Below are 25,131 nucleotides of genomic sequence, written 5' to 3' on the forward strand. Positions count from 1 at the left end.
TTTTTTCAACTCTCCGAACGCATTCCATGTCCCGGCCAAGCGGGCCGGCGCGCCTTCGCGGATGTTGCCGCATGACCTGCCGCCGTGGGAAGCCGTTTATCAACAGACCCAGCGTTGGCTCGCGGCGGGCTGCTTCGAGGCGATCGTGCACGATCGCCTCGAAATTTTGCGTCTGGCGCAGGGGCGAAAATCGCAGCCGAAAGCCGCGATTTTGGATGGGCGAACGCTGCGACCCAATTGTGAGAGTGGGTCGCGTGCCGGTTACGATGACTATAAACGCAAGAAGGGCAGCAAGGTCCACATGGCCGTCGATACCTTGGGCCATCTGTTGGCGCTCCTGGTGACTCCGGCCAATGAGCCGGAACGGGCGCAGGTGGCGGAACTGGCGCGCTCTGTTCAACAAGTCACGGGACAAGGTGTGGAAGTGGCGTTTGTCGACCAGGGCGACGCCGGTGACGAGGCAGCCGAGGTCGCCCGCCAGCACGGCATTCGGCTGGAAGTGGTCAAGCTGCCTGAGGTCAAAAGAGGCTTTGTGCTGTTGCCCCGGCGCTGGGTGGTGGAGCGGAGTTTCGGTTGGATCGCCCGTTTTCGGCGTTTGGCTCGCGATTACGAGCGGTTAGCCGAAACCTTGGCGGGCCTGCACTTCGTGGTGTTCGCCATCCTCATGCTCGTCAAGGCCTCGCTACTCCTGCAAAGTGCATAACACGCTCTAATAAAGCGTGAACCGTCAATCGAATCCCTGCTCCGACCGACCGCCATCCTCGATCTGGTCGAAGCGCAGACCGGCCGATCCTTCCCCGGTGCCGACTTCGCTGCGGAACGCGGTCCATACCCAGGTCGACCCATCGATCCACCGCGTCATATGGCGCCGACGCGTAATATGCACGCCTTCACGGGGGACCTCCTCGTCGTAGAGCCATTGCGTGCTCAACGCCTTGAGCACCTCGCTACGGGCGAACTGTGGTTTTGCCGTGGAATTCGGCTGAAGTACGGCCCCGGGCCGGAGTTGCGAAACCCCGTTGTCGGTGTTATTCGGTTGCACGGGCAGCAGCGGTATCCAGTTGTCCGGCACGGTCGTCGACAGCCGATAGCGCGGCAGTGCGGTGGAGGGGGGCGGAGCGCTGTTGGCCTGCGCCGGATCGCTTGCCAGCTTGAGCGGCGTTTCGATGGCGCTTTCGATGCTACGCTCGATGCCCCACCCCATGTTGGCCATTTCGTCGCGCATGAACAGCACGTCTTCCAGGGGCGCGCCGTCGATGGTCCGGCCAAGCGTGGGCGGAAGAAAGAACAGATTGGGGACGGGAGCGCCGATCCGCTCGCCGGTCGGTAACTCAGCCCCGAGGCTTTCGCCCGCACGGCGCAGGATCGACACCTGCCACAGGGAAAAGAAGGGCTGCGGCAGTTCCGGATCGCCGATGGGACGCAGCAGGCTGCGGACGCCGAAGGTGTCGGTCACCACCAGCGAGTCGATGCGGGTGACGCTGCCCACCGGCAAGTTCAGCGGCACGACAAACCAATCATTGCCGTAGGTGCTGGCATACTCGATCATGAGCATTTGCGCCACATCCGCCGGTCCGGCCGACACCAGACCGTAGGCGATTTTCGCGTCCTCCAGTTCCCAGAAACGCGGGGCGGGCGCGCCGTGAAAGCTCACCGGCGCGGGCATCGTGGTTTCCGTGAGCGCGATCGGATACACGTCGCCGGTGGTGTCGACACCGGCTGTTTTATTGATGTCGAAGCTGCTCCAGTCGAGTCGGCCGCCATCGAATTCGCTGGCGGAGAAGGTCAGCGCGTCCTGCGGATCGGCGGACAAACGGGTGGCGACCGACACGGCATACTCGAGGCGCGACGGCATCCAGGCGTCCTGGGACGGTGCCCCAGGCTCGGTGAAAAGCCCGTCGTACCAGGCGAGCCAAGCCGATGCGACCTGCTGCACCGGGGCATGGTCGGCTGCCGCGATGTTAAGCGCCGCATCGAAAACGATCTGGGACGAGTCCGGCTGGCGGAACGCGGACGCGAGCCGGCGCGCGTCGGGCGCTCGACCGACCATAGTCTGGACGAAGCGCCGGCCGGCGTCGTCGGCCGGCAGCGTGAGGGACGGTTGCAGTACATAGTGGGCGAGGAATGCCGGGCGATATTTCTTCGCCGTCGCATTGCGTTCCAGCATGCGCAGGAAGTGGAGCCCGGCTTCCACAGCCAGCGTGAGCATGCGGGAATCGTCGGCGCCGGCGGGACGCATGCGCCGGCGTTCCACCACGGCCTCGAGCGGTTCGAGCGTCGGGTCGTACGGAGGCGCCTTGTTATTCTCGGGCAACTCCCCGAAATAGCACCGCGTGAGCAGTGCGCCCGTTGCCCGCACCCGCGCCTGCACCGGCGAGCCGGTATCCTCGCCCTGGAATTCGCCGATCTGCCATTGCCGCGTCATGAGCCATAGCGGATCGAACAGGCGGGCGTTGGAACTGGAACCGATGTCCGCGTTGGAACACTGCGGTTCGAGCCGCGTCCAACTGGTAATCGAGGACGTCGTCGGCACGCCGGCCAGCGTTGTTTTTACGTTCGGATCGACTTCGGTCGGCATCGGATACTCGAGCACCGTCAAGGTTTTCTGGACGGTCGTGACCGACCCGAAATTGTCGGACGCCTGCACGGTGATGACGGTGTCCCCTTTGGTCGCCACGGAAACCCCCGCGGTCCAGCGAGCCGCATTGCCAATGACGGGACTCGCGGCCACGAACGCGCCGTTTCCGATCCGATACTGGACTTGGGGGACGCCGTAGATCTCGGGTTTAGCCTCCGATGCGGATCCTTCGAGCTGGAAAACATAGGGGAACTGCGTCACCACGACGGGCGACTGGAACGAATCGACCGTCAGTTCCGGCACCACGTTTTCGAGCACGACGTTGAGGACGGCTTGTCCGTCGACCGTCTCGTATTCCGGTTCCGGCCAACCCTTGGTCTGTATCACTCCGCTGGCAGTGACGATGATCTGAAACGCCTGGCCCGGGCGGATGTTGTTTGGGATCAGTCCCTGCCAACTCCAATTCTCGCGACCGTTGGGCTTCACTGTAGGTCCCCCGGCGCCGAGCTGGATACTAACCCAGGAGACGGAACCGCTACCGGCGCCTCCAACCGAACCGGACAACTGTATGCTCCGTCCGACCGTGCTGTACTGGGCCGGGCTGGCTACGAAAACGAAAAGTCCTGCCATTACGTCGTTTCCTCTATCTATTTCGTTGGTGGCGGCGGTTGAATTAGGCCGTGAGCGGCGCGAAGTCGGTCGAGACCGCGTCGTCCGCGACATTGAAGGGCACGTAGATGCCCGGCAGATACTGCGCGGCCGCGCCGAGCAGGCGCGTGTCGACGGCGCGCAGCTTGGCCAGATCGAGCGTCTCGGCGAGCACGCAGCGCAAGGTTTCGGTGGTCCAGTCCTGGCCCGGAACCGGGGGCACGGCGATCAGCACGTTCTGCGGCGGGAAGGCATTGGGCGGATCGAACTGAAAGGTGAGGGCGGTCGTTTCCTCCTTGTTCGGCACCACCTCCACCCATTCGTCGATGAACAGGCCGGACAAGGGCAGGGCGGCATCGATTGCCGTCATGGGTTGCACCACCAGCGACAGCTTGCTCGGAGGCAGTTCTTTCCCGGCCCCCGGCAGGCCTACCCAGCGCTCTTCCGCGTTGAAAGGCAATTGCGCGACATTAAGGTTCAGGCGGGCGCCGGTCGCGAAGACTTCCGCCGTCTGCAGGCACAGGCCGAGAGGCGCCAGGGCGTCGCGCACCCGCGAGGCGCGCATGAACCAGCCGTGGACGGCGAGCGGATCGCCGCCTTGTTGCTGGGTGCCGGCCGCGAGTGCGGCATTGAGTTCGGCGGCGCCGGCAGCGTCGCAGGTAAAGCTTGGGAGCGACACGAACTCGGCGCCATAGACGGCGCGTCCGCGTTCGAGCAGTTGGTCGCAGCGCGCGCGGGGGTCGGTTGCTGCAACCCGGGTTCGAAGCGCGGCGCCCTGTTCCAAGCGCGGTCCGCTGACCTTCAGCATCGCGGCCGCCTGCCGGGCCAAGGCGCTGCGAATCTCGGGCGTGTCGCCGACCGCGACGCCGGGGACGGCCGGTTCGACGCTGAAATGGCCGAGGTTCAGTATCGCCGTGCGAAAATCCTCGGCGAGGGTATCCGCGGCCTTGGACACCAGGCTTGCGAGCGTCTTGTGGGCGGCATTCAGGCCGTTTTCGTATCGCACGACACGTGCTTCCAGGTCCGCCAGATCGAGCGTGGACTGATGCGGGCGGTCGGGCGGGCTTAGGTCCTCGGGACGCAGTCCGCGTGCGCCCTGGAGCAAGCGCCGAATGGCGCGTGCCTGCTCCAGCACGTCGAACAGCGTCGTCTCTCCGGCGGCGAGATCGGCCGGCCGCTCGTGCTGCAGCCGCACCCCGGCGTCGTTGCCGAAGCCGTTCGCCAGGCGTCTTGCATGATAAAGCACGCGCTGCTCGGCGAGGCAGGGCGACGCGTCGGCCGTGGCCGACTGGCCCCCGGGCTGTACGCTGTACACGAAGTCTAGGGTAGACATCGGCACATCGCTCAACGGGAAAACGGCGGTTTCCGTCACCGCGCCGGTGGTGTCGTCGAGCCGCTCGACGGTGCACCGCACCTTGCGCGCATCGCCCAGCAACAGCCTGATCCAGGCATTGAGCCAGCGCTCGTTGACAGTGCGTGTGGTCGAGTTGGTCCAGCCGCCGCCGGCATTCGACACGCCGCTGAACAGCACCAGCACGCGATGGGTCAGCGAGGTGCCGGTGCGAGGGATGCGGGCCACTTCCAGTTCCGGTACCGGCGCATCCCCCAGGGCGATGGCCGACAGCGTGCTGGCCAGGCGCGGGGTGTTGCCGCGAGCGATCTGGTACGCCGCCTCGGCGACGAGTGCATCGCCAAGACCGTCGATCGCATCGCCGAGCGCTTCGATCTCACGTTCGACCCGGAACCTTTCGTCGTCGCTCCCCACGTTCCTGATCTCAAAGGCGATGCTATTCCGGTATGCCTTCCATGCTCGGAACAGCTCTAGTCCGTCCACCACGTTGTTGGCCGCGTTGGCTTTGAAGATCTCGTTCGGCCAGGCGTCGGTTTCCCGCTTGCGGACTGCCAACGGTGAGATTTTTCGCAGCGGCGCGATGAAATGATCGAGCCCGGCTTCATGCAGGCGACGTTCGAGCCGATAGCCCAGGAGCGCGCCCAGCGGCTGTCCCTGGCGCACGCCTTCGAGCAGCCGCGAGGCATCGCGCACCCGCCGCGACGACAGATCGATGGCAAACGATCCATCCGGCTGCGGGACTCCGTCGGGGCCGAGATGCGCATTGCGCAGCAAGGCCGCCGCGGACGCGTGGGTTAGCGAGGGGGCATGAATGAAGCCGCTGTCATTGGCCAGCGGATACAGCGGCGCCTGCTCCTCCGGTGCCTGCTCCCCCGGCGGCAACAGCTCGGCGGGAATCGGCTCCGCCCGATGCGCCGGCCGGAGATTTTCCACCCAGCCGTAGGCGCCCACGTAAACACCCGGCGATCCGCCGGGGGTCATCGCTTTCAGGCGCTTGGTGGCGAACGAGGTGATCCAGGCGTCGAGCCGATGCGAGGAGAGATCGAGCGTGGACTGCATCAGATAGTGTAGCGACTCGGTGTCCAGCATCTGCAGATGGGCCAGGCCGGCGCGGAATTCGCCGAGCGCCGCGACGGCCGGATGGTTGCCGCCGGCGCGCGCCTGCAGCCAGTCTTCGAGATACCGGCCGATCGTCTGGTCGGCGGGAAGGCCCGGAACGCCATGGATTTCGAGCTGGCGCTTCCAGTGCAGCGTGTCCGCCGGCTTCTGCACCGTGTAGCCGATGATGGACCCGTCGACCAGATCGACCAGTTCGGAATCGCGCAGCAGGTCGAGCGTCGCGTATTGTTTGTCCGGCACGGTTGCCGCCATGCGCGCGGCGGCTTCCGCGATTTCGCGGAGCAGTGCGTGACGCAGCAGCGCATACAAAAGACTCGGACTCGGCGGCGGATCGAGCGTGATCAATGCCTCGATGCTCGTGGTTTCGAGCAGCGCGCTGATGTAATTGGACTCCAGGCGCTGCCACGGCGAAATTTCTCCCGCGTGCACCAGGGGAGCGGTCACCGGCACGGGTGCCGTGTCCAGGAAACAGCGCGCGAGGCGGGGAAGCTTCTGCACCGTCAGCTTCAAGCGATCGATCAGCTTGGCCGAAATCTCGCCTTGCGCTACCGCGAGCGGGCTGAAGTCCCGCCCGGCCAGCGCGTACAGGTGCTCGAGATAATGCCGGCCGAGCACTCTGCGGGTGAGATGTCCGTGCGAAACGCCATCGGTTCGCATGACGTCGGCGAGGTCGCTGTCAGGATCGGCCTTCCCGGGCGTTTCCTGCCGGAGTCCGATGCGTGCGACCAGGTGCACGACGGGGCGCCATACTTCGTTGCGCATGGCGAGCAGCAGCTCTTTGAGCCGGGATTCCCGTGCGGTGGAAGCTTCGCCCGCCTCCGGCGTCCATAAGTCCAGCGACGTCACCGGCAGGATGCCATAGGGCTGGGTTCCGCAGCGCAGGGACGGGAAGGGACCGCCGCTGCGCACGTAGTTCAGGAAGTGGTTGCGCGCCCAATCGAGCGCTTCGGCCGTGAAGCCGGTTTCCGCGCCCATCATGTTGCTGAGGAAATAGCCCCAGCCGACCTGCCATAGCGCGGCATTCATGCTGCGCAGGTCGCGTTCGTGGTCCTGGCCGGCCTGGCCCACGCGTCCCAGGGTGGTTGCGATCCGTTCCGACGGCAGCCCGAGTACCGTCCCGACGAGCCGCGCGTTCGGCGTGTTTTCGGGATTCGCGACGACCTCGTTGGCGAAGCTTCGGCGGTGGCCGGGATCATCCGTGCTGTAGCCGGCGCGCCTATCGTCGGTGTTGTTCGTGGGGGTTCCGAAGCGCAGGAACTCGAGCCCGTCGGTGTAATGGTGCGCATCGAGAAGATCGGCCAGCCGGTTGGCCGTATCGGCTGTGTCCGGCGAGTCGGCGACGCCGAATACCATGAGACTGTCGATGCCGGTTTCCAGAACGGCCGCCGGCACGGTCATGGTGAGCGCCATTCCGGCCGACTGGGCCTTGTCGAAGTCCACCAGCCACATCATGTCCTCATCCAGGGCGAGCGTGTCGCCGGCACCGGCCGACATGTCGGTTTTATCGTCGGACACATTCGGGTTAAGGCCGACCGCGAGCTCTCGCTGAATGTCGTTTCCGGTGGCCGTCAACGCGACCGTTCCGCCCGAGTGCAGAACGGCGGTCCAGCGGTCCGGCAGCAGCCGGGCTACCGGCGCATGCTCGCCACGTACCGGGGGCAGGGGCGGGAATACCGGCGGCTCCTCGGGGCGCTGGGCGAGGTTGGTGGGCTGCAGTACCCGGGCTATCCACGCGGCGCGCTCCGCATCGACGCGGCTGGCCAGGGTATGCCAGGCGTCGGCGCGGGCGGTTTCGTCTCCCGCCGCCCAATCCTGCTGCCAATACTGCATTCCCAAGGCCTGTTCTTCCGCCGTGAGGTCCGGCTGGTGGGTGTCGATGTGAATCTTGTCGGGATAGACGCGCACCCGCAGTTTGGCTGCGCCGTCGGGCAGTTCGGAGAAACGCGTCTCCAGCCGCACCGGCAGCAGCACCAGGGGAACATTGCCGGGACAGAGCCTTTGGGGCGTAATCTCGGGGTTTACCGAGGGAAGCGCGAAACTGGTATCGAATAGCGGTTTATTCATCGGTGTGAGTCCGTGGGTCAGGCCGGCATGATGAGCCGTTTGGCGTGAATGGCGATGCGTACCGGAAGCCGGCGCGTGGCGACGGCGGTTTGCGCGGCGTGCGCGGGCGGAGCGGCATCGAGGCCGAGATCGCCGAGGCTGAGATGGCTGCTGTCTCGGGTTCGATCCGCATCGATGCCGAAGCGCGGCTCGGTGGGATGCTCCTGAATGACCACGTAGTAGCCTGGATCGCCGCCGGCCTCGTCCGGAGAGACATCAAAACCTAAAATGAACACATCCGGCTGCATGAAGCCGCTGAAGATGGGCAGCAGCTCGGGTGCCGCCGGGTCGGGCTGGAACGCCAGGGGGTCGGGGGGCGACCCCGGATGCATCGCGCGAACCATGAAGACCGACGCGTTGGGATAGCGCTGCAGCAGGCTGCTGCGCAGCAGCATGACGAACGGATTGGCGTCCGGAGGCGCGCCGAAGGCGAGATCGCCCAGCGGCCTCATTTTCCCGGTCGCCGAATCGATGACGCTCCAGGTGTGCAGGGCGGTAATATCCGGGTGCCCGATGCTCCAGAACCGGTCGAAATAGGTGCCGCGCTGATCGGTCGGATAACCCCGCCACAGCAGCTCGCGGGCCATTTCATGATTGAGCCCGACCAGGTAGGCCTCGATGAACCGCCGATTCGTCTCCAGGCCGACAACCGTTTCCGGCCTGACCTTGTCGATTCCCGGCAGCAGCAGTTCCTGCGACAGGTCGCGCAGCGTTTCGTACATGGGCTGCGGGAAGTGCGGCGCCATCATGACTGTATCCACCCCGTCGGTCTCCGCCGGCGCGAGCACGTTGTCTCCGGTCGACATGATCGCCTTGACCAGGGCCGGCAGCGTTTCCCGCGGGATGGTCTGTGCGAGCACCGGGATAGTGATGGCCTGCATCGGGAGCCGTAGTTCGGCAGAGGCGGTGCGTGGGGCGGGGAAGCGATTCAGATGTTCCTGCGCCGCCTTGCGGAAAAAGCCGGGAACCTCGGTCCGGTCCTGCTTCAGCAGCGGCGTGCCCGGCGACAGCACGGGGGTGTTTTCGGGCGAGACGAAGAATGCGCCGAAGTACGATCCGTTCTTCTGGGGTTGGGTCCACTCGAGCCCGAGATACTCGACCGGCAGGCTCCCCGGTATCGGGCAAAAGTCCTGCTGCGGCGGCTGCGGCGGCTGGATCGGAGGGGTGTCCCCCGGCATATTGTTGAGGCGGGCCACCCAGGTGTCTTTGGCATTGCGCTGGTAATTCTGGGCAGCGACGCGGCGGGTCAGCGGGCCGCGCTGGCGTCCGATGCGGCGCATCGCCGGGCGGTTTGCCGCTACCGGCAATGCGGAACGGGCCTGTTCGGCGAGCAGCGACGGTTCCGCCGTCGCGGCCGCGCTTGCGGCCAGCCCCGAAACATCCTGTTGCCGGGAGACTCGCAAGCGGGCGAAGGCGGGCGCCGTGATGCGCAGCATTCTTTCCTCGGTGAACTTGGAGAGATGGCGAGCGTGCAGGCTCTCGCCCACGGCGAGGCTCAGCTGGATCTGGCGCAAACGCTGGTTGGCGACCGCCGATTCGGCGGCCTGTTCCCACGCCGAGGCCATCAGCGCTTCCTGGTGCTCCTGAACGACGCGGGTTCCGAAGGCGGCGGCGATACGCCAGCGCGGATCGACATTGAGCTGATCGAGCCAGGTTGCGCCCGCTGGATCGACCGTTGCGTCCTTGGTGTACCAGCGGCCGTAGATGGGGGGGGCGAGCACGGGGTCGGAGTCCGGTCCGGTGATGCTGCCGTTGACGGTCTTGGCGAGATTGTCCCTGAACGGCTGCGGAACGGGGGCCGGGGCCGGCGAGCCGCCGGGCGGCGAGATCGGCAGCAGCGCGCCTTCGAGTTCCACCTCCGTCGCGCCCGACTCGGGAAAGGGCTGGCTGATGTCGATCCTGCGCTTGCCGAGACCGTCCGGCACATCGGCCTTCAGATTCCTGGCGATCGACTCGAAATCGCCCGGCTGGCCCGAACGGAATTCCCAATGGTAATAAACGGGCAGCCGGGTCGGTCCGTACTCGGTCGGCGGTTCGGGCGGTATCGACCAGGCCGGCGCCGGCGTCTCGTATTCCGTTTTCTCGATGGGTATGCCTAGCCCGGCTTTCCGGCCCAGTTCGAAAGCGGGAACCACGCAGGCGATGTAGTCGTTGTCGGGCGCCAGGATGCGCGGACACAGCAGCCTCGAAAGCGACAGCTCCGGCGAACCTTGCAAGGCCCCCCGAATGGCATCTTTGCTGCCGTCGTCCGCGGCCACCTGGGCATGCGCCCAGGCCCAGGATTCGTTCAGGTCCGGGAGTTCGACCCATGGCCGCGCCGGTGCGGCGATCGTCAAAACGGGCAGCGGCGCGTCGGCCGCACTGTTCAAACTCACGCCGGCTTGTTTCCGTACCACCACGAGGCACAGCCATGGCCGCAGCCGGTTGTCGGCGAGGGCTTTTGCCGGCGTGAACAGCCATGGAAAGTCCGGGCGGTCGAACTCGATCGAGGGAAAGCAGTTCGGCTCGAAGTCGTTCGAACCCGGCCGGGGGTCGGTGCGAACGACCTGGTTGGCGTCGATCCCGATCACGTCCGCCGGGCCGCGCAACTTTACCGAAACCGGAACCGTCTTGGCATCCAGCGTGAGCATCACATTGACACTGGCGATCCCGGTTTTCTGTTCGGCGTCGATGGCGGAGGCGGCGCCCTGCCGCACCCAGGGCAGGAAATACAGGTTTGCGTTGGACACGGTGACTTGGCTCCTTTACAAGGCTTCGAGTTCGTGGGCGGGGACCATCAGCCAGCGGACGCCGCCGCGGTTCAGGTCGGCGAGCGCGGCGCGGCAGTCGCTCCAGGAATTCACCCCGGGATCCAAGGGCGCCGGCGCGCCGTCGCTCGCCCGGATGATCCGCCAGCGGGGAGCGGAGAGAGTGGCCGCGGGCGTCACGGCGGTATTGCGGAACCGCGCGCGGCCGACATGCCGCACCGGCGCCCGCGCTGCGGCCCCGCTCGAGCGCTGGGCCTGGAATGCGGCCAGCGGCATCGTATAGAGCTGCGTGGCCGGGAGTGCGGCAAAGGAAGCCGCAATGCCGGCGGTTTCCGCTGCCGACGATGGATTCACGGTGATCGGTTCGTAATTCAGTCCCGATGCCGCGACGGCGTTCTCATCGAACGTCGCATCGGTGTCGCCTACCACGAATCCCGCGTCCATCTCCTCGAACGAAGGTGCGGCCAGCTTCTCGTCGTCGCTCATCGTGAAATAGCGCGCCGGCGCGAACGCCCCGGTCACCGGTGTGCCGGCCTTTCCGTTCAGCGAGGCGGCGGCCGTGAACCGGCGGCGCCCGGCGATCGGCGCGCCGCCGTAGGTATCGATGTCCCGATGGGTGTTCAGCGGCACGACCTGCTGCTGTACGACCAGTTGGCCCAAGGGGTCGAGCACCAGGCCCGCATTCGCCGGCAGGCTGCGCAGGGCCACGCCGTGGACGACGCCGGGTGCCCGCCGCGTGCTCCAGTTCGCCGAGTCGGTGAGCGCCTTCTCCAGTTCGGTCTCCAGAGATATTGCCGCTATCGACCGCGAGGCCGAGCCGTCGGCGAGGGTGAACGCGAAGCGCACCGTAAAGCTGAACCACAGGATCTTGAACTTCGCCTTGGCGGCAATCCGCAACGGCAGCGGGCCTTCCAGGGTGCCGTCGAGCGCGACCTTGAACAGATTGCGCGACTTGTACTTCAACTGCACCAGGGCATGGAAATCCACGATGAAGTGCGGCGGGACGATCGTCACCAGGGCGTCGAAGCCGAGGTCCCCTGTGACGGTGAAACCGGCACCTTTGGCATAAAGCGAGGCGCGCGCGCCGAATTGCACGGTATTGGGGGTGATCGCGAAATAAGCATCGCAGATCAGCCGGGGATTCTCCCCCGAGGACAAGGCGATGGCGACCCGGTCTAGCGTCGGGAAGCCGGCCGGCGCGGCAAACCGGGGATTCAGCCCACCCACCGCCAGCACGAAATGGGACCCCGCCAGCCCGCCGCCGCCCGCCGGCCAGCGCGCCCGCAGCGCGGCCGAGCCGGTGATCGGGAACTTGTGCACCAGCCTGGAATCGACCAGCACCGCGTCGGCTTCCAGCGTGCCGGCGTCGAAGTCCAGCACGCCCAGCGCGTCCATGTTCAGACGGATCAGGTCGTTGTCGGCCGACGGCAGCAATGCGCTGGCGCGCCCGAGCACCAGCAGCCGCTCGCGCGCGCCGAGCTCCCGGATCAGCGCCAGGTCCATCTGTACCAGGGCGGGCGTGAACCAGGTGATGCGCGCCATCAGGCCGAGCAGGTAACTGCCCGGTTTGGCCGGGAACGCGGCCGACAGGGCCTGGATCAGCGCCGGCGCATTGGCCACGGGATCGCGCGGGAACAGCAGCGTGCGCAGCATATCGGTTTTCAGCCCGGCCCTGAGCACCTCGTGATCGAAGGTGCGGTTGATGCCCACCATGCCGCCGATGCTTTGCAGCACGAAGCCGAAGCCCAGGGGAACCGGCTTGAAGCCGTCGGCGGTGATGAAGATGAGCATCGAGTAGCCGGGGCGGCCGTCGGGCAGCCGGGTCGCGATGAGCCCGAAGGCGTTCAGCGTGATTTCATCGTGCAGCGAGAGCTGCATGGCGCCGGCGTAGAGTTGCCGCGCGGGGTCGTGGAACAGGAAGCCGCCGCCGGTGAGGACGCCTTGGGCGTCGATCGAGAGGCCTACGCCCGAGGGCGGCTTGAAGCCCAGCTCGAGATCCGCCACGCCGAGATTGCCGCCGGCCTCCGGGAAGCGCAGGGCGCTCCCGATGCCGACGCGGTCCAGCACCGCTTTCACCGGGCCGATCGAAGCCGCGATGCTGGCCGAGACCTCGGCGCTCACGCCATCGTCGTTCGCCCGGAGGCCGAGGTTGACGGTGGTCAGCGTCACGCCGGCCACCGACAGCCCCACCGGGATGGCGGCCTCCAGCCCGGCGCTGCCGCGCAGGGTGAGGCCCTTGTCGCTGGACCAGGCCAGGCCGAGGTCGAATTCGGCGCGCAGGCCGTCGGACGGCAGAAGCTCTGCGAGGAAACCGTCGCCGTCGCCGGGTGAAATCACCAAGGCAGATTTGGTTACATCTGCCGACAGTGCCAGAGTCCGACGCGCCTCCGACAGCGAGGTTTCGACGGCGAGCCGCGCGCCTCCGACTTCGAGCCGCGAGCCCGTGGGTGACCCGAAGACGAATCCGGGAGCCTCCGCCGTTTCCAAGACGGCGCTCACACTGCCAACAACTTCAGTCGTCGACGCGTCCGCGAGCAGCGTGAAGCCGTGGCGGCCAACGGCGAAAACGTCGATGCCGGCCGTGATATCCAGCTCGACGATGAACGGGCCGACGGATCTCGTTGCCGTCAGAGTGCCGAAAGGACTGACGACGAACCCCAGATCACCGCGATCGGCCGACGAGATCGAGAGGACGACGCCGGTTTCCGACTCGAGGCCTTTCAACAATGGGTCGTTCAGGTATGCGATGAGTGCATGACTGATATATGGCGCTGAATCCGCCAACAGCGTCTCGTCGCCGGGATTGACGCCGTATCGGCATGAAACTCCCAATTGGCTCAACAGACCGACGACTTTTGGAAACAGCGCATCGGCCATCGCGTCCGCGTCCGCCCCCGTCAACAAGGGAGTCCCATACTCCGCGCGCAATACCCCAACGGGGTCGCGAAGCAACGAAGCGATCCGGCTCGGATGCAAGCGTTCGATTCGATACGGATTCCGAATCACTTCCGTACCTTCCATTTGAGCGGCGCTAAAAGCTTGGTCAACCTCGAGCTCGATCAATGTGAGCAGCGCGGCGATTTCGTGAATGACCGGATAGCGCGTCTTCAACCATGTCGATACAAGCCACTCGATCAGATCGCCGCTGACTCCGGGGAGCTGGGACAGCGGTCCGCCTGTCGCATCGAGCTGCCGCAGCGCTTGAAAAGCGCGTCCGGAAGACTGGAGTACGCCGAGGATGTCGTCCAGAGAAGGCGCCTCTTGGGACGCGAGTGCCTCGATCTGTTTCTTGACATCAACGATGGCGCTAACGGCCGCGCTCACCGCGGTGTTATCGTCGCCAGGCGGAACACCGAGTATGGCGAACAACTCGTTGAGTGCGCCCGGAACTTCTACGGCGCGTTGCAGCGGGCTCAGGATGTTGCCGGTTTCCTCGGCGAGGAGTCGAAACAGGTCGGCACTCATGGAGTCACCTGTAAATAGTTGGGGTCGGCAGGATGAGCGCTATCGATAGTTTCCATGTTGACCGCGTAGTCGACGAACAACTGTTCTCCCCCGGGGCTACGGAATCGCACCCGATGATTCACGATGAATGGCCCGGTTTGCGGGGCGGGCGGGATGGGAAAGCTCAGATCCCCCATGTTGTTCACGCCGATGATATGCCGGATGACGGCCGGATCGAGGTTGTGTTGGCGGTAATTGTCTCGTGCGAGACGGAAGACATGTGCCGTTTCCTTGAGCTCGTCCTTCGTCGGTGCCCCCGGTTTTTGCCACGGCGGTGGCGGCGGGAGCGGTTGAAGGGTCTTCGGCACTCCGCCGTTGGTCATGGTGAGATAGTCGAACTGATAGCTGAAGTCCGGCGATTGTATGAACCAATCCTCTTGAGGGGGACCGCTTGGATTCGGCCATGCGGGATTCGCAGGTATGAGTCTCACCGAGCTTGCTCTATCAAGATAGAGTCGGCGGCCATACCACTCTCCCATTTTCTGGCCGGAAGCCGGTACGTTCCAGCCTATGTAATACTCCGTGACGTGCGGAGGAACCATCACGGGCCCCAGGTGGTACGGGGCGTACTGGTATCCTCCACGCTGCTGCCCGATGGTGTCTCCAGTTTGCTTCTTGAATGAGCTGGCAACCAACTGGGCAATTACGACATTCGCGTGTTGTGTGCCCGTGTCTTCGAATCGCTTGGTTGCCTTGTAGTGCAGGCGGGAGGCGAAGGCGGTGTGCACGTCGCCCGATAGCAGAACGACTTTTGCGCTGGCCCCCTGACTGAATCCGACCTTGTCGGACAAGGCCTTGGCCAGTCGATCGAACGCGACCGACGGGAGGTCCCACGCCTCATGGATATCGGGGAAGTGCTTAATATTGTTGGAAACCTCATGTAAATCAGTCGCTGCGCGGATGGGCTGGACTGGCGGCGCATTGGTCGTTAGAACGACGATCAGCATGCGTCCATCCAGAGCTGGCGTTTTTACAATCTGCGCTGCGAATTGCGCGGGCGCCAGGAGATCGGGGGCTTCGCCGCCTCCCCAGGGATAGGTTCTGAAGGTTCGCGTGTCCGTGACGATGATCTGATGAGCAGTACCCTCGATGGTGTAGTTGTAGCTCAGCGAACCGGGATGATGATCGACTCGGTGATTCTTTTCGACTTCTGTGCCGGTCGGCACGTTGACCAGGGAACAGATAGCATCCGATTTTTCTTTGCTTACGTAGTCTGCTGGCGTCGTGGGCGAGTTCAGCAGGGCCAAGAGCCTGGTGCCCGGAAGGCTTGCGTCGGTTTCCAGGAATTGCTCCGGCACATTTCCCCAATGCTGGCACAGAGAGTACGCCACAAGCGCGTTCTGAACGATGCGTCTACCTATGTCCGTGGCGTATAGATGGTACGCCGTGTACTCGGTCATGTTCCAATCGTCGGTTACTTCATGATCGTCGAAGATCATGTAGCTGGGGATATTCGCGAGGACGCGACGGACATTGGGCAAGGTGGCCCGGAACTTGATCAATTGTTGAATGTCGTTTTCGATACCACGCTTAAACCCACGGTAATCGTTTTTATTGTCCAAAGTTACAAAGGCGGAGCTGATCTTGACCACGTCGTCTTTGGTGGGCATCACGTCCTGAGGGGGCCAGAGCACATCGGACCACGCAAACAGGTACATGCATAGATATTCGCCCAGCGACATCAGGTGGCAGCTGAGGTCTTCCGATGAGAACTTCGCCTTTCCGTCTTCCATCTCAAGTATGCCGCGCCTCGAGAAAGGGGGGAGTCCGGACGCCAGCATCGGCGTCTGTATCGGCACCAGCGGCAGCAGTTCATCCCACATCAGGAACTTGGCGGCGTCGGTCAGCATCATCAGCAGGCTGGCCGCAACGTCGTCGGCGTAGATTTGATCGCCGGTCATCAGGAGTTGTTGCGGGCGCTGTAAAGGTGAATTCACCTTCTCCTCGATCAGCGTATCCGCGATCGCCAAGGCATCCAGCCCGTCGCCGGACGGTTTTCGGCATGAGCCGTGGAGGATGCGCAGCGAGTAGATATTGGCCGGCGGCAGGCAGAACGACGGCCTGTCGTACGGGGTGTTCGGGTAGGTCAGCAGTGCCTTGTGCGTCCCGGTAGCGGTCGTGAAAGTGGTCGCGGCAGCGATCGAGTCATCGATTAGCGATGGGGTATTGGTGTCTGTGGGATACTCGAATACCGCGTCATACATGTAGACGGCATTCTCCACCAGCTCGCTTTCCCCAGCCTTACGCCGAGCGGTGACGGCGACGATGTGCAGGTTTGGACCAACGGCGATCGTTTCTCGCTTTCCGTCGAAGACACGTTTGCCGGTACTGTCCAGTACCATGAGGGTCACCGTCGCCTTCTTCTGAAGCGAGAACCAGACCGTAACGGAGTCCGGCGTGACCTTTCGCAGGATTGGCCCCGCAAGGACGTTTGGTTTTTCCGACAACGTTTTCGAGTTCAGATACTGCCAAGTCATGATCCGATTTCCCGTGATCCCGTTGAACTGTCGATAAAGCAAGGTGTGGTGCTGACTACAGCGCGCACGTATTCAGAACGCTCTGAATTTCGAGCAGTGGAAACGACATGGCGAATGTTTGCCCAAGCCACAAGCATCCCGTCCGCGAACGACACCTTGCGCAAAAAGCGTGCAAATCCATCGTGAGCACTGTCCGATGATTCGAAAACCTTGTCGTGGTGCATCATTTCGATAGCCTTGTTCGCTTATCCCGGCGACCGTCTCAGTACCGGTACTCATCGGGTTTGTAGAAGAAGTACTCCGCCTTGTAGGGCACCAGCGCCTTCTGCCCCACGTCCGTCGGTTCGGCACACCCGGTCGAGGGTGCCACGCCTCCAACGGTGTTCAGCCGCTGGATGAAAGTTGTCGGCGTGAGCGCGTGGCCTCCGGTGGGGCCGTCCTGGGCGCCGACCACCTGGACCAGAAGCCAGGGAATTGCGTCGGGCGCGACGAAGGCAGGGTCGGAAGAGGAGGCGATTCCCTGGCCCCAGACGGTGCTCGTGTCCCGCGAGTGTTGCCAAGTGACGCGAGAGGTCTCTTTCTCGAACGGGTTGGGGCTGAGGAAGTGGGTGATGACCTGCTGGTTATAGCGGTTGAACAGGGTGGCCTGCGGCCCGAAGAAAGTCCAGGCGAAGCCGGAATCCGAAGGGAGGCAGATGTAGTTCTGGGTGCCGGAGGCGTGCGCGTTGAGGAAAGGCTCGTTGCCTTCCGGCACCTGAATGTCGGCAGGCACGGATGGCGGCGTGACAAAATCGGCGTAGGCTGATGCCGGTAGCGAAACCGGACCGGCCAGAGCAGAGGCACAGGCGATGGGCAAGATACGACGCGCGGTCTGATTCCGTGCAGTATTTCCGATTTTCATGGCATTCCCCTGTCGCGCTTCGGGCGCGGGTTATAGAGTGATCGTTTCTATGGCAGTTTTCAGAATCGAAAACCGCCGTTTTCAGGTTTCTTATCCTTGCACCGGCTTATCGCGGCCGAAACCGGTGTCATCCATGCACCGTCCGGATCTCAGGCTTGAACGGCGAGTCCTCAAAGCAAAAGAGATCAATCCGATCGTTCTGTGAACTATTGCCGCGAATACCGCCGCGCGGCGTGATAGCATCGCCTACGGCACTTTCTGGTTCCGCGCAGTCTGGAGCATCGTTGCCGGGCCGGGACAAGGCGGCAAACACAATAGCTTTCAGCCTCATACACTGCTCTTCGACGGGTCCCTCTAGGGTAAGCGGCGAGAGCTTTCGACGGTTCTGGCGATTGCATCTTGCACGTCGAAAGCATATCAGCGGCTAAATCCGGGTGCCGTTTAGGCACCGTGGAATTCTCGTGCAATTTCCGTAAACATCGCGCAACACTCCACAGATTTTGTTTTGGGTAACGGACCGCAATGACGCGCCAACATCACCTTTTCTTTCCTCCGTTTCAGCTGGATTTGGTCAATGAGAAACTGTTTTGCGGCGCGCAACACATACCCTTGCGACCGAAGGCGCTCGCCGTGCTGCGTTATCTGGCGGAACACGCGCAAAGCTTGGTCACCAAGGAAGAGTTGCTCGAAGCCGTGTGGCGTCGATCCTATGTGAGTGAAGGACTGTTGCGGGGGTATATTCGCGAGCTCCGCGCCGTGCTCGGGGATGAGGCTCAGGCGCCGCGCTTCATCGAGACGGCCAGCCGGCGAGGCTATCGGTTCATCGCCCCGGTCACCAGTGCTTCAGCGGTCTCCTCGGGAGGGGATCAGCGTGAGCCCGCCTTTCGCGCAACCTCGGACGGGCAACTATGGGTGGGGCGGGAGGCGCAACTGAGGCGTTTGCAGGAGTTATGGCTGACGGCCCAAGGCGGCCGGCGGCAGATCGTTTTCCTGACCGGGGAGGCAGGCTCGGGCAAAACGACTTTCATTGAAATGTTTCTTGAGACGCTGGCGCGGGATGAGCACAGGCTAATGTGGGGGCAGTGCATTGAGCACTATGGGGCGGGAGAGGCATTTCTGCCGCTGCTGGAGGCCTTGGGCCGTGAGGGCGATGCAAGTCGCTTAAAAGCCGCGTTGAGTGCCTGCGCCCCCACCTGGCTGTCGCAGTTGCCGAGGCTGCTCGCTGCGGAGGAACGAGAGGAGGTGCAGCGGCAAGTGCTGGGGGCGACGCGGGAGCGTATGCTGCGGGAGGGTTGCGAACTGCTGGAGGCCCTGTCGGCGGAAGCGCCGCTCGTGCTGGTTCTGGAAGACATGCACTGGAGCGATTATGCCACCCTGGATCTGCTCGCCGCGCTGGGACGACGCCGGGAGCGGGCGGCGCTGTTGGTGATCGTCAGCTACAGGGCAAGCGATGCGGCGCTTCGCGACCATCCCTTGCAACGGGTGCGGCAGGAGTTACAGGCGCGTCGGCTGTGTGCCGAACTGCCGATCGACGCCTTCTCCCGGAAAGAACTGCGCGCTTATCTCGTCCGGCGGTTTTCGCAAGCCCCGTTTCTCGAAGAAATCGCCCGAATCATTCATCGACGTACCGGCGGCCACCCTTTGTTCGTGGTGAATCTTATCGATTACCTGCTCGCCGACGGACGTCTTCGGCAAGCCGAGGGAGAATGGAGCATCGAAGGCGGTGTTGAGGACCTAGAGCGCGGCGTACCGGATGACATCCGAGAGCTAATCGAGCATCAGCTGGAACGACTGTCCACCCGAGAGCAGCAGGCGCTCGGTGTAGCGAGTGCGGCCGGAATGGAATGCTCGGCGGCCCTTCTTGCGGCGGCATTGGAAGAAGATCCGCTGGCTGTCGAGGCCTGCTGCGAAGCGTTGGTGCGGCGTAGTCCGATGTGGGCGGCGAGCGGAATAGCCGAGTGGCCGGATGGAACTGTGGCGGGAAACTACGCGTTTCGCCATGCTTTGTTTGCGGAAGTGCTGTACCAGCGGCTGACTCCGGCTTACCGGATTGCATTGCATCGGTGCCTGGGGAAACGACTGGAACTTGCCTTCGGGGAACGGTCGGGAGAAATCGCGGCCGAGTTGGCCAGGCACTTCGAGGAGGGGAGGGATTTTTCGAAGGCTCTGGGTTATCTTCGCCTCGCCGCCGAACAGTCCTCGCGGCGTTTCGCCAACCGCGAAGCCTTGAATTACCTCGGCCGTGCATTGGCGCTAGTGGACCGGCAACCGGCCGAAGCCCGGATCGACAGCCGTCTGTCACTCATGGAGCAGCGCGCCCTGGTCCATCGCGTGCTCTCCGATTGGCCTTGCATGGTGGAAGACCTGGAGGGGCTGGTGGCGCTGGCCGGCGCCGAAGGTCGGCGGGAGCAGGAGGTCGGGGGCTTGATAGCATTGACCTTGGCGCTGTTTCATTCCGATCCCTTGCGCTGTATCGCCACGGCTGATCTGGCGGTCGAGCGGAGTCGCGATCTTGCCGCCGACCGGCTAAGAACCTACGCGGTAGCCAACCAGGCGCTTTTTCGCCTCGCGTTTGGCTTATGCCGAGAGGAAGACAGGGTGGCGGTCGTCCATGGCGCGGAAGTCGCCCGCTCGGCGCAGGATGCCATGCCCTTAGCTTTATATTGCACGCTGCAAACCGTCATGGATCTCGATCAGGCCGATTACCCCGGTGCCCTGAGGTCCGCGCAAGAGGTCCTGCGCCTGGGCAGCGCAATGGGCGACGGCTTCAATTACATGTCCGGCCAGTACTATTCCGCCTGGGCGTTGCTCCATCTCGGAAGATGGGGCGAAGTGAGGCGCATCCAGGCGGCAGGGCTGACGGCGGCGGAGCAAAACGACAGTCCAATGCCGCGGTCGCTATTCCACCTGGTTGCAGCGGCCTTGTCTCTGGAGGCGCTGGACTATCGCAGCGCTCTGACGTTGTGCCGAAGTGCCACCCCGCGCCCTTCGGACGCTTATGCCGTGCCGCTCTTTGTGCTTTTGAGGAGCCGTGCGCATCTCGCCCTGGGCCGGTATCACGAAGCGATTTGTTGTCTTGAGTACCTTGCCCAAATGACCGAAGCTGGCGAGTTGCTCAGTTTGCGCAATCGGATGATGCTCCGTGAGAGCCTGGGCGAATACTGGCTGGCCATGGGGAAGCCCGCGCAGGCCTACACCGAGGCGGAGCGATTGCTCGAACTTGCCGCCACCCCCGGCGATCGCCACTTTTTGGCTCTGGGGCACCGGCTCTTGGCTCGGATCGCGATCGCGGAGCAGGATCGGAACGAGGCGGAATGCCAGCTATCGCAAGCCCTAGCCGTCATCGAAGGCGCCGTGGTTCCGTTGGCGGCCTGGCGGGTCTATTTCACGGCGGCGGAGCTAAATGAAGGGCAAGAGCGGACGGCCGAGGCTAGCGTGTACTGGAACCGCGGCGCGGCGGTCGTCCGTGCACTGGCCGATTCTCTCGAAGAAACGGATCCCCTGCGCCGGTCGTTGCTGACCGCCTTGCCCGTTCAAGAAGGGGCATAATCCGGCCGGCTTCATTTGTCCGATCAGGTATCTGTCTTCACGCGGTCAGTTGCCGGTGGTCGGAACTTTGCGCCGTTTGATGTGTGAGCCTAGCCAAGGATTGTCCCATGCGGACGATACTGTCGGGCACGAGCGATTCTTCCCACTCGACCACGTTATCGCCGAATAGAACGATTATCGTAGATCCCATATTGAAGCGCCCCATTTCCTGGCCGCGGGAAAGGACCGGCGGGTTCTCCGGATAATGCCAGGTTCGTACGGTCGTGCTAGTCGGCGGGGTAACGACGCCATGCCAAACCGTTTCGATGCTGGCGACAAAGATGGCTCCTACGAGGACCAATGCCATAGGCCCGACCTCGGTGTCGAACAGCGCGATAACGCGTTCGTTGCGCGCGAACAGATTCGGGACATTGGCCGTGGTGGCCGCGTTGACGCTGAACAGTTTTCCGGGAACATGGGTCATCTCCTTGAGCGTCCCGTCGAGGGGCATGTGCAGGCGATGATAGTCCCGCGGCGAGAGGTAGATTGTCGCAAACCGGCCGTTGGCGAACAACTCTGCTTGTTCCGCGTGTCCGCCGAGCAACTCGGCCACACTGAAATCTTTTTCCTTGGCCTGGATGATGCGTCCCTCGGTAATCGCTCCGATTTGGCTGACGGTGCCGTCCGCCGGACAGACTACGGCGTCGGGTTCGGGCGCGATGGGGCGGGTCTCCGGTTTGAGCGCGCGGGTGAAGAACTCGTTGAAGCAGCCGTAAGCAGTCGGATCCGGCTCGGCAGCTTGCGCCATATCGACGCCGTACAGCTTGATGAATGAGCGAATCATTGCATCTTTGAAGGCGCTGTTCCGGCACCGGGTTATCGAACCCATCAGCCGCGACAGCATGTGCTGGGGCAGCACATGCTGGCCGAGCGCGAAGAGTTTTTCCGAGGTAGACATAGTGGGATCAATTGGTGCTTGGGGCGAAGGAATCAATAACCCCGCTCGGCAAAAACCTTTTGAGCAGCGGTTACGGCCACTCCGGCGGTAATCGGGGCTTTGGTTTCGGCAAGCACGGCTTCGAGCGCACTCAGGCAAACCAAAACATTCTTCGGCGATGCGCTGAACCCCATGAGTCCGATGCGCCAAATCTTGCCCGCCAGTGCTCCAAGTCCCGCTCCGATTTCGAGGCCGTAACGGTTGAGCAGGGTCGAGCGGACATAAACATCATCGGCACCTTCCGGAATCGTGACCGCGTTGAGCTGGGGCAAGCGAGCCGCTGTCGGCACGATGAAGCGCAGTCCCATCGCCTCGAGACCGGCCTTCAGCGCGGTATGCATGTCCTGGTGCCGTTGCCAGGCATTCTCCAACCCTTCCTCCTGCAGAAGCACCAGAGCTTCATGCAGGCCGTACAGCGCATTGATCGGCGCGGTGTGGTGATAGGCGCGCTTCGTGCCGCCGCCCCAGTAATTCATCACCAGGCTGAGATCCAGGAACCAGCTTTGCACTTTGGTCTTGCGATTCTTGATGACCTCGATCGCCCGTTGATTGAAACTGACCGGCGAAAGACCAGGCGTGCAGGATAGGCACTTCTGCGAGCCGGAGTAGATGGCGTCGACGTTCCATTCGTCCACTTTTAGCGGAGAACCGCCGAGCGAGGTCACGGCATCCACGATGACCAGGCAGCCATGCTCATGGGCGAGCCGGGCAAGCGTCTCCACGTCCGAGCACGCGCCGGTGGACGTTTCGGCCTGAACGAAGGCTACGATCTTGGCTTCCGGGTGGGCCTTGAGGGCATCGGCTACTTTGTTCGGGTCGATGGGCATGCCCCATTCGTCCTCGACTAGGACGGCCTTGCCGCCGCAACGTTCCACGTTTTCCTTCATCCGACCGCCGAAAACGCCATTTTGGCATACGATCACCGTATCGCCCGGTTCCACGAGGTTGACGAAGCAGGTTTCCATGCCGGCCGAGCCGGGGGCGGAAACCGGCAGAGTCAATTCGCTACTGGTCTTGAAGGCGTAGTGCAGCAAGGCCTTCATTTCATCCATCATGTCGATGAAGCGGGGGTCCAGGTGGCCGATCGTCGGTCGCGCCATGGCCTCCAAAATTCTCGGGTGGACGTCGGACGGGCCAGGGCCCATAAGGGTGCGGACGGGAGGGTGGAAAGATCGGATGCTCATTTTTCGATGTTTTATTTTATATGTACGTGAGTGAATTGATGATGCTCGTCGAGATAAAGAGTGAGGTCGGCGCGGTTCGGCATTTCATCCAGCGTATGCCGCGTGAGACGCTCGTAATGCATGATGAAGCGCCGTAACGCGGCGACGTCCATCAAACGGTGCCGGTTGCTGGGATCGGTATTTTCGGCCAGTTTTTTCTCTTGCAGGCTGCGCCATTCGAAGACGCTGTCCATTCCGGGGACTTTGAGCATGATCAGCCTGTTTAATTCCCCAAAGAGAATCGCGTAGGCGCCTTTGAGCTGATCGTTGACGTAGCGGCGCCACGCGCCGTCGGAATCTTCGCTTTTCTCCAACTCGTTTACCGGCACGTCGAGCGCATCGTCCGATTGTGGCCGCGTGCCTACACACCAACCTTCGAAAATAACGATATCGGGTCGGCCTCGAACAACCGGCCATTCAACCACCGGTTTGCGGTCGTCGCGTGCCTTGTCGAAAGCGGGCAGGGGAGTCAGCGTATCCGCTCCGGCCGTTTTCAAGGCGCGAAGAGTTTGGAGCCCGAGGTCGACGTCATGAGTGCCGGGTACGCCGCGGGTCAGCAAGAGCGGATGAACTTCGCGCGCCAAGCGCTCGCGCTCGGCCCGCGTTTTATAAATGTCGTCTATGGAGAATCCGGCGACGCGGAAACCATAGGTTTCGGTCAAGATCAGCTGGAGAAAGTCGCATAGTGTGGATTTTCCAGATCCCTGGGCTCCGTTGACGCCCAGTACCAGCGTGTCCGTCGATTTTTGCCGGCGCACCCACGCTCCAAGCGGAAGATAAACCGAGGCGAGTCTTGCAGTCAGGCTCTCGTCGATACGGTGAGCGCGCACCCGCTCGGTAAAGACCGGCCGGATGCGCTCCCAAAGTTCGTCGTACTCGGCTGGCGCGAGCATTCCGGCAGGCCAGAACGAGTTCGTTTCGGCGGCGGACACGACGTTCAGGCCACCTTGTCCCGCGGCGTTTGTCCGGCAAAGAAGGCCGTGACGTTGTCGATGACCCGCATGCCCATGGCCTCGCGGGTTTCAAGCGTGGCGCTGCCCAAGTGCGGCAACAAGGCGACGTTGTCCAGCTCGAGGAACCCTTTGTTCAAATTCGGCTCTCCTTCGAACACGTCCAGGCCGGCGCCCTTGATGGTTTTTTTCTTCAAGGCATCGATCAAAGCTGCGTTGTCGACCACGTCGCCGCGAGCGGTGTTAATGAGGTAAGCCGCGGGCTTCATCAATGCGAGGCGTTCGGCGTTGATGAGGTGGCGGTTTTCCTTGCTTCCGGGGCAATGCAGGGCGACGAAATCGGCCCGGCGCAGCACCTCTTCGATGGTGCTGCATTGTTCGGCGTCAAAAGACTTGACGACTTCAGGGGCAGGCGGATAAGGATCGAAAAAGATGATCGGCATGTCGAAACCGAAATGCGCTTTCTTCGCCATCGCTCGGGCAATGCGCCCGAAACCGATCAGGCCGAGGGTCTTGCCGGTGACCTTGGTGCCCATCATGTGCGTGGGGTGCCAGCCGGTCCATTCGCCGCTGCGCACATGGCGCTCGCCCTCGCCGCCGCGCCGGGCGGCCATCAGCATCAGCAACATGGCGATGTCGGCGGTGCAGTCGGTGAGGACGTCGGGGGTGTTGGTGACGGTGATGCCGCGCGCCTTGGCCGCCTCAATGTCGATATGGTTGAAACCCACGCCGAAGTTGCCGAGGATCTTGCAACGCAAAGGTTCGGCACTCAACACATCGGCCGTGATCGGGTCGGTCACCGTCGGCATGACCACATCGTAATTGCGCAGGGCATCTTTCAATTCCTCCGCGGTCATCGGATGGTTGTCGGTGTTGAAAGTGACGTCGAACAGTTCTTGAAGCTTGGTTTCGCAAGCTTCGGGCCAGCGGCGGGTGACTAAGGCTTTGGGTTTGCTCATGGTGCAGGCTCCAAATTACGTAAGGTGGGCAATACCCACCTTACTC

At 63.2% G+C, this 25,131-nt stretch carries 12 protein-coding genes and 1 pseudogene; 2 read left to right on the plus strand and 11 right to left on the minus strand.

What is annotated here, in order from left to right:
* Positions 1-40: 40 nt before the first annotated feature.
* Positions 41-703: pseudogene (locus tag ACR2TX_RS17010) on the plus strand (IS5 family transposase); the annotation flags it as partial.
* A 24-nt stretch (positions 704-727) separates the two neighbouring features.
* Here the strand turns inward: ACR2TX_RS17010 and ACR2TX_RS17015 are convergent.
* The 7 genes from ACR2TX_RS17015 to ACR2TX_RS17045 form a co-directional block, all read right to left on the minus strand.
* Entirely contained in the window at positions 728-3,208 is a 2,481-nt protein-coding gene (locus ACR2TX_RS17015; protein WP_156881441.1) for a hypothetical protein, read from the minus strand.
* A 43-nt stretch (positions 3,209-3,251) separates the two neighbouring features.
* Positions 3,252-7,760 (minus strand): hypothetical protein, encoded by a 4,509-nt coding sequence (locus ACR2TX_RS17020; protein ID WP_434130280.1) that lies wholly within the window; start codon positions 7,758-7,760, stop codon positions 3,252-3,254.
* Between the two features lie 17 nt (positions 7,761-7,777).
* Complete coding sequence (locus ACR2TX_RS17025; protein ID WP_434130282.1) at positions 7,778-10,528, minus strand: hypothetical protein; 2,751 nt, start codon at positions 10,526-10,528, stop codon at positions 7,778-7,780.
* Between the two features lie 15 nt (positions 10,529-10,543).
* Complete coding sequence (locus ACR2TX_RS17030; protein ID WP_156881444.1) at positions 10,544-14,011, minus strand: DUF6603 domain-containing protein; 3,468 nt, start codon at positions 14,009-14,011, stop codon at positions 10,544-10,546.
* Positions 14,008-16,527 carry a hypothetical protein gene (locus ACR2TX_RS17035; protein WP_086135526.1) on the minus strand — a complete coding sequence of 840 codons (2,520 nt, stop codon included), beginning with the start codon at positions 16,525-16,527 and terminating at the stop codon, positions 14,008-14,010. Before ACR2TX_RS17035 ends, ACR2TX_RS17030 begins: the two co-directional genes overlap by 4 nt.
* Before the next feature lie 262 nt (positions 16,528-16,789).
* On the minus strand, positions 16,790-17,428 hold the full coding sequence (locus ACR2TX_RS17040; RefSeq protein WP_434130285.1) for a DUF3455 domain-containing protein: 639 nt from the start codon (positions 17,426-17,428) through the stop codon (positions 16,790-16,792).
* Between the two features lie 127 nt (positions 17,429-17,555).
* Positions 17,556-17,759, minus strand: a complete 204-nt coding sequence (locus ACR2TX_RS17045; RefSeq protein ID WP_434130287.1) for a hypothetical protein — start codon at positions 17,757-17,759, stop codon at positions 17,556-17,558.
* Between the two features lie 191 nt (positions 17,760-17,950).
* On the opposite strand from ACR2TX_RS17045, the gene ACR2TX_RS17050 reads away from it, so the two are divergent.
* Positions 17,951-20,977: an AAA family ATPase gene (locus ACR2TX_RS17050; RefSeq protein ID WP_077731573.1), complete on the plus strand. Its 3,027-nt coding sequence runs from the start codon at positions 17,951-17,953 to the stop codon at positions 20,975-20,977.
* Positions 20,978-21,014: 37 nt separating this feature from the next.
* Here ACR2TX_RS17050 and asd read toward each other — a convergent pair whose 3' ends face one another.
* The 4 genes from asd to ACR2TX_RS17070 are packed head-to-tail and all read right to left on the minus strand — an operon-like array spanning position 21,015 to position 25,085.
* Entirely contained in the window at positions 21,015-21,914 is a 900-nt protein-coding gene (gene asd / locus ACR2TX_RS17055) for an archaetidylserine decarboxylase (RefSeq protein WP_077731572.1), read from the minus strand.
* A 32-nt stretch (positions 21,915-21,946) separates the two neighbouring features.
* Complete coding sequence (locus ACR2TX_RS17060) at positions 21,947-23,137, minus strand: pyridoxal-phosphate-dependent aminotransferase family protein (protein ID WP_434130290.1); 1,191 nt, start codon at positions 23,135-23,137, stop codon at positions 21,947-21,949.
* 11 nt (positions 23,138-23,148) lie between these two features.
* On the minus strand, positions 23,149-24,108 hold the full coding sequence (locus ACR2TX_RS17065) for a hypothetical protein (protein ID WP_434130292.1): 960 nt from the start codon (positions 24,106-24,108) through the stop codon (positions 23,149-23,151).
* A 5-nt stretch (positions 24,109-24,113) separates the two neighbouring features.
* Positions 24,114-25,085, minus strand: a complete 972-nt coding sequence (locus tag ACR2TX_RS17070; RefSeq protein WP_077731570.1) for a 2-hydroxyacid dehydrogenase — start codon at positions 25,083-25,085, stop codon at positions 24,114-24,116.
* Between the last annotated feature and the right edge of the window lie 46 nt (positions 25,086-25,131).

The organism is Methylocaldum sp. GT1BB (assembly GCF_051027545.1).
Lineage (GTDB): Bacteria > Pseudomonadota > Gammaproteobacteria > Methylococcales > Methylococcaceae > Methylocaldum.

What these genes read in the sequence shown, in the direction of transcription:
- ACR2TX_RS17040 (WP_434130285.1), bottom strand. Translation starts at nt 17,428, where the DNA reads ATGAAAATCGGAAATACTGCACGGAATCAGACCGCGCGTCGTATCTTG.
- ACR2TX_RS17050 (WP_077731573.1), top strand. Translation starts at nt 17,951, where the DNA reads ATGACGCGCCAACATCACCTTTTCTTTCCTCCGTTTCAGCTGGATTTG.
- ACR2TX_RS17030 (WP_156881444.1), bottom strand. Translation starts at nt 14,011, where the DNA reads ATGAGTGCCGACCTGTTTCGACTCCTCGCCGAGGAAACCGGCAACATC.
- ACR2TX_RS17020 (WP_434130280.1), bottom strand. Translation starts at nt 7,760, where the DNA reads ATGAATAAACCGCTATTCGATACCAGTTTCGCGCTTCCCTCGGTAAAC.
- ACR2TX_RS17035 (WP_086135526.1), bottom strand. Translation starts at nt 16,527, where the DNA reads ATGACTTGGCAGTATCTGAACTCGAAAACGTTGTCGGAAAAACCAAAC.
- ACR2TX_RS17060 (WP_434130290.1), bottom strand. Translation starts at nt 23,137, where the DNA reads ATGAGCATCCGATCTTTCCACCCTCCCGTCCGCACCCTTATGGGCCCT.
- ACR2TX_RS17070 (WP_077731570.1), bottom strand. Translation starts at nt 25,085, where the DNA reads ATGAGCAAACCCAAAGCCTTAGTCACCCGCCGCTGGCCCGAAGCTTGC.
- ACR2TX_RS17015 (WP_156881441.1), bottom strand. Translation starts at nt 3,208, where the DNA reads ATGGCAGGACTTTTCGTTTTCGTAGCCAGCCCGGCCCAGTACAGCACG.
- asd (WP_077731572.1), bottom strand. Translation starts at nt 21,914, where the DNA reads ATGTCTACCTCGGAAAAACTCTTCGCGCTCGGCCAGCATGTGCTGCCC.
- ACR2TX_RS17045 (WP_434130287.1), bottom strand. Translation starts at nt 17,759, where the DNA reads ATGAGGCTGAAAGCTATTGTGTTTGCCGCCTTGTCCCGGCCCGGCAAC.